Here is an 8,513-nt window from a genome sequence, read left to right as displayed (position 1 = left end):
TGCGGCCAGGACGGCCGCATCCGCCCCCCCAGGGATGGGTACACGGCGTGTCTCGCAAACAGTTACCGGCAGTAGCGCCGCCACAAGATCTCTTACAAAGCGCCAAAGACCACAACACCAGACGCACCAAAACAATAAATTCAAACAACGAGAAGGCGATGAAAAGAATAATCCTGAGCCTAACCCTCAGCTCAATCCTAGTTTCCGGCTGCTCACAGCAAGAGCCCACCCAGCCATACGAGATGGAGACTTTCCCTCTCGACCAGGTGCGCCTGTTAAAGAGCCCGTTCAAATACGCTCAGGACACCAATATCCAGTATATATTGGCGATGGATCCAGATCGCCTCTTAGCGCCCTATCTCAAAGAAGCAGGCATCGAACCCAAAGCGAACAACTACGGCAACTGGGAAAACACCGGTCTCGACGGGCATATTGGTGGCCACTACCTCACCGCGCTCAGTCTTGCCTGGGCCGCCACTGGTAATCAGGACGTAAAACAGCGCCTGGACTACATGCTCAACGAGCTAAAGCGGGCTCAGGACAAAAGCGGCGATGGCTATCTGAGCGGCGTGCCCGGTGGCAAGGCCATGTGGAGCGAGCTAGCCGAAGGCGATATCCGCTCGGACCTGTTCACCCTCAACGACAAATGGGTACCGCTCTACAACATCCACAAAATCTACGCCGGCCTGCGCGATGCCTATATCCATGCAGACAGTCAGCAGGCGCTGGAGATGCTGGTCGCCCTGTCCGACTGGGGAGCGCAATTGATTGCCAATCTGTCTGACAAACAGGTGCAGCTGATTCTGAAAAGCGAGCACGGCGGCCTGAACGAAGTCTACGCAGACGTTGCCGAGATCACCGGCAAGCAGAAATACCTCGATATCGCCAAACGCCTCTCCCACCGGGAGATCCTCGAGCCGCTGGAACAACACCAGGACAAACTGACCGGCCTGCATGCCAACACCCAGATTCCCAAGGTAATCGGCTACAAACGCGTGGGCGACCTGGCGGGGAATGCACAGTGGCAGGACGCGGCGGAATATTTTTGGAATGAAGTGGTCGAGCATCGCACCGTCGCCATCGGCGGCAACAGCGTACGCGAACACTTCCACCCCACCGACGACTTCGCCCCCATGGTCGAGGATGTAGAGGGGCCCGAGACCTGCAATACCTACAACATGCTGAAACTCACCCAGATGTTGTACCTGACCGATCCGGAAACCCGCTATATCCGCTACTACGAGCGGGCACTCTACAACCATATTCTCTCGTCCCAGAACCCGGACAACGGCGGCCTGGTGTACTTCACCCCGATGCGTCCAAATCACTACCGCATGTACTCGCAGCCGGAAGATGCCATGTGGTGCTGCGTGGGCTCGGGTATCGAGAACCACAGCAAATACGGAGAGATGATTTACGCCCACCGCGGCGACGAGCTGTTCGTGAACCTGTTTATTCCATCCACTCTCGACTGGGAAGAAAAGGGCATTAAAGTCAAACAGGAAAACCATATCCCGGATACGGAAAGTACGGCGCTGACGGTGAGTGGTAACGGTGAATTCAGCCTGAAATTGCGCTACCCGGTGTGGGTCAGCGACGGCGAACTGAGCATGTCGATTAACGGCGAACCTGTCACCGTGCAGGCCAATCCCGGCAGCTACATCACTGTCGAGCGCGATTGGAGTGATGGCGACCGTATCGAGATTAATCTGCCGATGCACCCGGAGGCGGAACAACTGCCGGACAAGTCAGACTACTACGCCCTCACCTACGGTCCGGTGGTGCTCGCGGCCAAGACCCAGCCATTCGCTGATGAAAATCTGAATTTCCTCGCCGACGACAGCCGCATGGGACATATCGCCCAGGGCCCCATGTGCCCACAGGAGCTGACACCGATGTTTGTCAGTGACGACCGGAACTTTGTCAGCGGCCTTAAACGCCTGCCCGGTGAGGAACTGCGCTTCGCGGCGCCGGACAGTCTGCAGAGTGCTGATTTCCAGGCCCTGAAAATAGATACCACCGCCGCGGGTTTACCGGCACTGAATCCCAAGGCCGGCAGCGGACTGGAACTGATTCCATTCTTCCGCGTGCACGAGTCGCGCTACAGCATTTACTGGCCCTACAGCACGCCACAAGGCCTGGCGGCCAAACAACAACAGCGCGAAGCCGAGGATCGTGCGCGCCTGGCGCTGGCCCGTCAGACCATCGACAAGGTGGCCCCCGGGGAACAGCAACCAGAGGCGGACCACTTCTTTGCCGGCGCCGGCACCGAAGCGGGGGTTCACCGCGGCCGCCACTGGCGCCACGCCAGCGACTGGTTCAGCTATCAGCTGAAGGATCCGGAGCAGGAAGCGCAAACCCTGCGCATCACCTACTTCGGCCTGGATAACGGGCGCCGTTTCCGCATCCTGGCCAACAATATCGAGCTGGCACAGGTGAATCTCGATGGCAGCCGCGGAGACGATTTCTTCACCGTGGATTACCCGATTCCCGCCAGCGTGCAGCAGAAAGCGGAAGGCGGCCTGATCGAACTGCGTTTCGAAGCGGCGGAGAATTCTGTAGCCGGCGGTATCTACGGCGTGCGCCTGCTGCGCGACGACAGCAGCGCAAGCGGCGGCTGACCAGCAAATCCGTAGACATTAGCAAGAACACCCTTGTTGCCCGGCGCGGACCCTGTTCGTCGCCGGGCTTTTTTTGGCTCTCACCGGGGCGGCCCAGACACATAAAAAAATCCCCGCGCGGCCAGGCCGGGCGGGGATTTCTTACGCGATTGCGTTCAGCTAATACCGGCTACTTTCAGGCCGGTTCCGCGATCTTGTCCAGCAGTTGGGTAGTGCTAAAGCGGAAGCCCATAATACCCTTGAACGGGGTCTGGAATACGAACAGGTTACCCGCCTGCCACTCCCGATCCAGGGTCCACTCATTGAGGGATTCCTTGGCCGTGGTCACAAACATCATGTCCATGTTCGGGCCACCAAAGGTCACACAGGTGGGCTGGCTGACAGGCACCGGCACAGCACCGGCGAGTTTGCCATCCGGTGCGTAACGCTGTACCCGGGCGCCGCGCCACTGCGCAGACCATAAATAACCGTCGGCATCGACGGTGGCACCGTCCGGGTAGATACCGAACATGGTACGGGCGAAGAGTTCACGTTCGCCGATATCTCCACGGCGCGCGTCGAATTTGTAGCGGTAGATACTGCGACGGGGGGAGTCGGCAAAGTAGAAGTGGCTGGAGTTCACATCCCAGCAGCAACCATTGGAGATGAACACATCTTTCTGCTGCTCGCTGACCACGCCGTTGGGTTCCAGGCAGTAAAGGATTCCGTCAGCGTCTTCGCGGCCGTCTTCCGCCATGGTACCCGCCCAGAAGCGGCCCTGACGATCGATCTTGCCATCGTTAAAACGCAGGCCTGAGCCTTTTTCCAGCAGGGTTTTCTGCCACAGGATCTTGCCGCGGCGGTAATCAAACAGTGCAAAGCCGGTTTCAAACGCGGCCACGATGCAGTCGTCACGATCGGTGAAGCCAAATGCGCACAGTCGTTCAGGGGTATCGAACACTTCCAGCTCGCGCCCCGGCCAGGTGAGCCGGTAAAGTTTGCACTCGTGGATATCGGTCCACCAGACACTCTGGTCTTTGTGGTTCCACAACACCCCCTCGCCAAGGGTATTGCCCACTTCGATCGCGTCTATGCGCTGTACTTCAAGCATCAGTGTCCTCTCTTACTCTGTGCGCGCTCGGTTTTATTCTAGTCTCAACGTCAGTTGGAGGCTCTTGATTCAAATCAGGCGGTCACACTCTGCCGCTAGTGGCCCGCGACACGGACCTGACGCCGGGTCAGCAATCGCTGCATACCGATAAACACAAACAGCAGCAGGCCGATCACGATTTTGGTCCACCAGCTGTTGAGGGTGCCATCAAATGAGATGTAGGTCTGGATGACGCCCATGATCAGCACACCAATGAGGGTGCCCACCACATAGCCAGAACCGCCAGTCAACAGGGTACCACCGATCACCACGGCTGCAATGGCATCCAGTTCCATCCCCACCGCTGCCAGAGAATATCCTGAGAATGTGTAGAAGGAGTAGACGATTCCACCAAGCGCGGACAGGAATCCGCTGATTGCGTAAATACTGATGGTGGTGCGGGCTACCGGTACCCCCATCAGCTGCGCGGACTGGGCACTGCCACCGAGGGCATAGATAAAACCACCGAGACGGCTGAAATGCGCCAGCAGGATTGCACCGATCAGTACCGCGAACAGAATCAGTGTGGAAGCCCCTACCCAGGCACCACCGGGCAGCAACATGCCGAAATCAGCCACCGTATCGTAGAAAGGGTGATCGATTGGGATCGACTCTTCACTCAGTGTGGTGGCCAGACCGCGGGCGAGGAACATGCCCGCAAGGGTGACGATAAACGGCTGCAGCTTGTAAAAATGAATCAGTGCGCCCATGGAAGCACCAAACAGTCCACCACCAATCAGTACCAGCGGGAACACAATCAGCGGATGCATCTGGATCTCGCCGATCAGCAGGCCGCAGACCACACCGGTCAGTGCAATCACCGCGCCCACGGAAAGATCGATACCCCCGGAAATGATCACGAAGGTCATGCCGATCGCGGTGATCACCAGAAACGCATTATCGGAGAACAGATTAGCCACCACGCGGGTGCTGCCAAAACCTTCAAACTGGAAGGCGCCAACCAGAAACAGCAGCACAAACAGTGCGCTCGTTACATACAGGGAGGTGAACCGGGAATTAGCCAGGGAGTGCATCATGCCTGCGCCCCTCCATTGTCTTTCTTGTTAATCGCGGCAAACAGGGCTGACATCTGCTTCTGGAACAGTGGCGATTGCAATAACAGCACAAAGATCACCACCACCGCTTTGATCAGCAGGTTAAATTTCGCCGGCAGGCCACTCATGATGATGGTGGTGCTCAGGCACTGGATTACCAGCACACCGATGATCGACAACAGAATGGAGAAACGCCCACCCATCAACGAGGCACCGCCGATGACCACCGCCAGAATGGCATCCAGCTCCAGCCACAGACCGGCGTTGTTGGCATCGGCACCCTGGATATCCGCCGCGGCGATCATGCCCGCCAGTGCCGCGCAAACGCCGGCAATGCAGTACACCATCATTTTCACCGCACGCTGGTTGATCCCCAGGTAATAGCTGGCACCCGCGTTACAACCGACACTTTCCACAAACAAGCCCAGCGCGGTTTTGCGCATCAGCAGCTGCACCACCGCAAACATGATCAGTACAAGCACGATGGGGAACGGCAGACCGAGGAAAGAACCGGTACCGAGAAACGCGAACGCATCATTCTGGAAAGTGACAATCTGTCCGGAGTTGATCAGCTGCGCGATGCCGCGACCTGCCACCATCAGGATCAGCGTTGCCACAATCGGCTGAATGCCCATATAGCTCACCAGCCCGCCGTTGACCGCTCCGGCCACCAGACCGGCGGCGAGACCCGCGGCGATCAACAGGAATATGTTATCCACACCGCCCACGATCAGGTTGGCGCAGACTGCACCGGCGATGGCCATGGTGGCACCGACGGACAAGTCGATACCGCCGGTGGCAATCACCAGGGTCATGCCGATGGCCAGCAGTGCCACCGGGGCACTGCGGTTCAGCACGTCAATCAGGCTGCCGTAAAGACGGCCGTCCTGGATTTCGATATGGAAGAACTCCGGGGCCATCACCAGGTTGATCGCCAGCAGGCTGAACAACCCCAGCAGCGGCCACAGGTAACGCCCGGAAATCCGGGGGAATTTTTTCACTTTTTCTGCCGGGACAGGCTGTCCCACCGCAGCGGATTGAAGATTACTCACGTTACGCCTCCGCAATCGCCTGCATGATGTTGCCTTCGGTAATATCGTCGGCCTCGATCTCTGCCACCTTGCGGCGGTCGCGCATCACCGCGACACGATCGGAGAAGGCCACCAGTTCATCCAGTTCGGAGGAGGTCACCAGCAGGGACATACCTTCACTGCAGAATTTTTTGATCAGTTTCAGGATTTCGGCGTGCGCGCCGATATCCACACCGCGGGTGGGCTCATCCAGCACCAACAGTTGCGGGTTGGTGGCGAGCCAGCGGGCGAGAATCACCTTCTGCTGGTTGCCGCCACTCAACTGCTCGATCGGCTTTTCCGCATCCGGCGTGGCAATCTGTAGCTCGGCGATAAACTTGTCAGCCAGTTGCTGCTGCTCCGCCCGATTCATGGGGCGCCACCAGCCGCGACGGGCCTGCAGCGCCAGCGCAATGTTTTCGCGAATAGATAGAGGTCCGACAATTCCGCTGGTCTTGCGGTCTTCCGGACACAGCGCCAGCCCTTCGGCAATCGCCTCCGCCGGCTGCCGGAAATTCTGTTCACTGTTTTTAAACGTGAGTGTGCCGTCGGTCTTTTTATCCACACCGAATACCGCACGGCAGACTTCACTGCGACCTGAGCCCAGTAGCCCCGCCAGGCCCACGGCTTCGCCGCGACGCACGGTCAGTGAAGTGGGATGCAGGGAGCCGCGCACTGCCACATCGTCCATTTCCAGCAGGGTTTCACTCAGCGCCTTGTCATTCCGCGCCTCGCCTTCCTGTACCTTGGTTTCGGCCTGCAGTTCCTTGCCGAGCATATGCCCAACCAGTTCACTGCGCGGCAACGTCGCCGCTTCGAATTCACCAACCAGCTGACCGTTGCGAAGAATCGTGATGCGATCGCACACCGCATACACCTGGTCGAGGAAGTGGGTGATAAACACAATGCCGATACCCTTGGCTTTCAGCTCGCGCATCACGCCAAACAGCTGCTCGCACTCGTCGGCGTCAAGACTCGCGGTGGGCTCGTCCAGCACCAGTACCTTCGCGGACATATCCACACCGCGAGCGATGGCGATCAGCTGCTGCACAGCAACGGAAAAGGTGGACAAGGGGCGGGTCACGTCGATATCGAGGTCGAAGCGTTTCAGCACGTCCCTGGACTGGCGATTGATTCGCTTCCAGTCAATCAGCCCGAACTTTTTCGGCTCCCGTCCCAGGTAAAGGTTCTGCGCCACGGTAAGGTTGGGCAGCAGGTTCACTTCCTGGTATACGGTGCTGATGCCCACGGTTTGTGCGTGGGCGGTGCTTTTCAGTTTCAGCGGCTCGCCGAGGTAGGTCATGCTGCCGCCGTCGCCTTCCAGCGCACCGGTCATGACCTTTACCAGCGTGGACTTGCCCGCTCCGTTTTCACCCAGCAGCGCGTGGACTTCGCCCTCGCGCAACTGGAAGTCGACGCCGTCCAGTGCCTTGACACCGGGATAGCGCTTTTCGACTTTGCTCAGACTTAACAACGTCATGACTCAAACCCGCTTATTCTCTTGACCGCAACTTAGCTGCCGGCGCGCTTGGCGTATTCTTCGGCGGCAGTTTCCTGAGTGAACAGGTCACCGGTGGTGGTGATCAGCTTCTCTACCTTGCGGTCGCCCTTCAGGTAGGCTTCGATCACGTCAAATGCCGGCGCACCCAGGTGCGGATTGAGTTCAACGGTGGCATTGGCTTCGCCGTCGGCCATGGCCTTGAAGTAGTCCGGCACACCGTCTACGGAAACCACCAGCATGTCCTCACCGGGCTTCAGGCCGGCTTCCTTGATGGCCTGGATGGCACCAATGGCCATTTCGTCGTTGTGAGACCAGAGCGCGCAGATTTCCTTGCCGCTGTTCTCTGCCTTGAGCATGGCTTCCATGACTTCTTTACCCTTGGTACGGGTAAATTCGCCGGTCTGGCTGCGTACGATGCTGGCGTCGGGGTATTTGGCGATCACCTCGTTAAAGCCTTTCATACGATCGATGGCGGCGGTGGCACCCACGGTACCCTGGAGCTCGAGGATGGCGCAGTTACCGTCAGTTTCGTCCATCAGCCACTGTGCTGCGCGACGACCTTCTTCAACGAAGTCGGATGCGATACGGGTGAGGAACAGGGATTTATTTTTCACGTCGATATTGCGGTCGAGAATGACCACGGGGATACGTGCGCGCTTGGCTTCGCGCAGTACCGGCTTCCAGCCGGTTTCCACGACCGGGGCGATCATGATGGCGTCGACACCCTGGGCGATAAAGCTGCGCACGGCCTTGATCTGGTTTTCCTGCTTTTGCTGCGCATCGGAAAACTTTAGGTTGATACCGCGTTTTTCAGCTTCGGCTTTGACGGACTCACTGAAGCTGGTACGCCAGCCACTTTCCGAGCCAACCTGGGAAAAACCAATGGTAGTTGCGAGAACGCTCTGGCTGGCACACAGGGCCAGGGCAAAAGCGCCGGATAGGATTCGAGAGATCTTCATTATCGGACTCCTCATCACTTTGGATTGTTTATATTTATTGTTGGGAGCGTTGCTCCCTTTTTGATCCACCCACAAACTGTGAGCGAACACTAAATACCTTGATGCGAAGTTCCGCTTGCGGGGAACTGTTCGCGAGACCTTCGAAAACAGGGATGTTTTCGAAGAGCCCCCAGGGATG

General features: G+C 58.1%; 6 protein-coding genes. 1 reads left to right on the top strand and 5 read right to left on the bottom strand.

Annotation, left to right across the window (positions count from 1 at the left end):
- Window positions 1-158 precede the first annotated feature (158 nt).
- Window positions 159-2,621, top strand: coding sequence for a glycoside hydrolase family 127 protein (locus B4U49_RS02420; RefSeq protein ID WP_078082985.1), 2,463 nt, complete (start codon window positions 159-161; stop codon window positions 2,619-2,621).
- Window positions 2,622-2,796: 175 nt separating this feature from the next.
- Here B4U49_RS02420 and B4U49_RS02415 read toward each other — a convergent pair whose 3' ends face one another.
- The 5 genes from B4U49_RS02415 to B4U49_RS02395 form a co-directional block, all read right to left on the bottom strand.
- A complete protein-coding gene (locus B4U49_RS02415) occupies window positions 2,797-3,711 on the bottom strand; it encodes an SMP-30/gluconolactonase/LRE family protein (RefSeq protein ID WP_078082984.1) in 915 nt (304 codons plus the stop codon).
- A 95-nt stretch (window positions 3,712-3,806) separates the two neighbouring features.
- Window positions 3,807-4,787 carry a galactofuranose ABC transporter, permease protein YjfF gene (gene yjfF, locus B4U49_RS02410; protein ID WP_239692437.1) on the bottom strand — a complete coding sequence of 327 codons (981 nt, stop codon included), beginning with the start codon at window positions 4,785-4,787 and terminating at the stop codon, window positions 3,807-3,809.
- Window positions 4,784-5,857 (bottom strand): ABC transporter permease, encoded by a 1,074-nt coding sequence (locus B4U49_RS02405; RefSeq protein ID WP_239692436.1) that lies wholly within the window; start codon window positions 5,855-5,857, stop codon window positions 4,784-4,786. Before B4U49_RS02405 ends, yjfF begins: the two co-directional genes overlap by 4 nt.
- Window position 5,858: 1 nt before the next feature.
- The gene (locus B4U49_RS02400; RefSeq protein WP_078082983.1) at window positions 5,859-7,355 is read right to left on the bottom strand and encodes a sugar ABC transporter ATP-binding protein; all 1,497 of its coding nucleotides are present in this window, start codon (window positions 7,353-7,355) and stop codon (window positions 5,859-5,861) included.
- Between the two features lie 32 nt (window positions 7,356-7,387).
- Window positions 7,388-8,335, bottom strand: a complete 948-nt coding sequence (locus tag B4U49_RS02395; protein WP_078082982.1) for an ABC transporter substrate-binding protein — start codon at window positions 8,333-8,335, stop codon at window positions 7,388-7,390.
- Window positions 8,336-8,513: the final 178 nt, after the last annotated feature.

Source organism: Microbulbifer mangrovi (genome assembly GCF_002009015.1).
Taxonomy (GTDB): Bacteria; Pseudomonadota; Gammaproteobacteria; order Pseudomonadales; family Cellvibrionaceae; genus Microbulbifer; species Microbulbifer mangrovi.
This window is presented reverse-complemented; position numbering and strand designations above follow the sequence as displayed.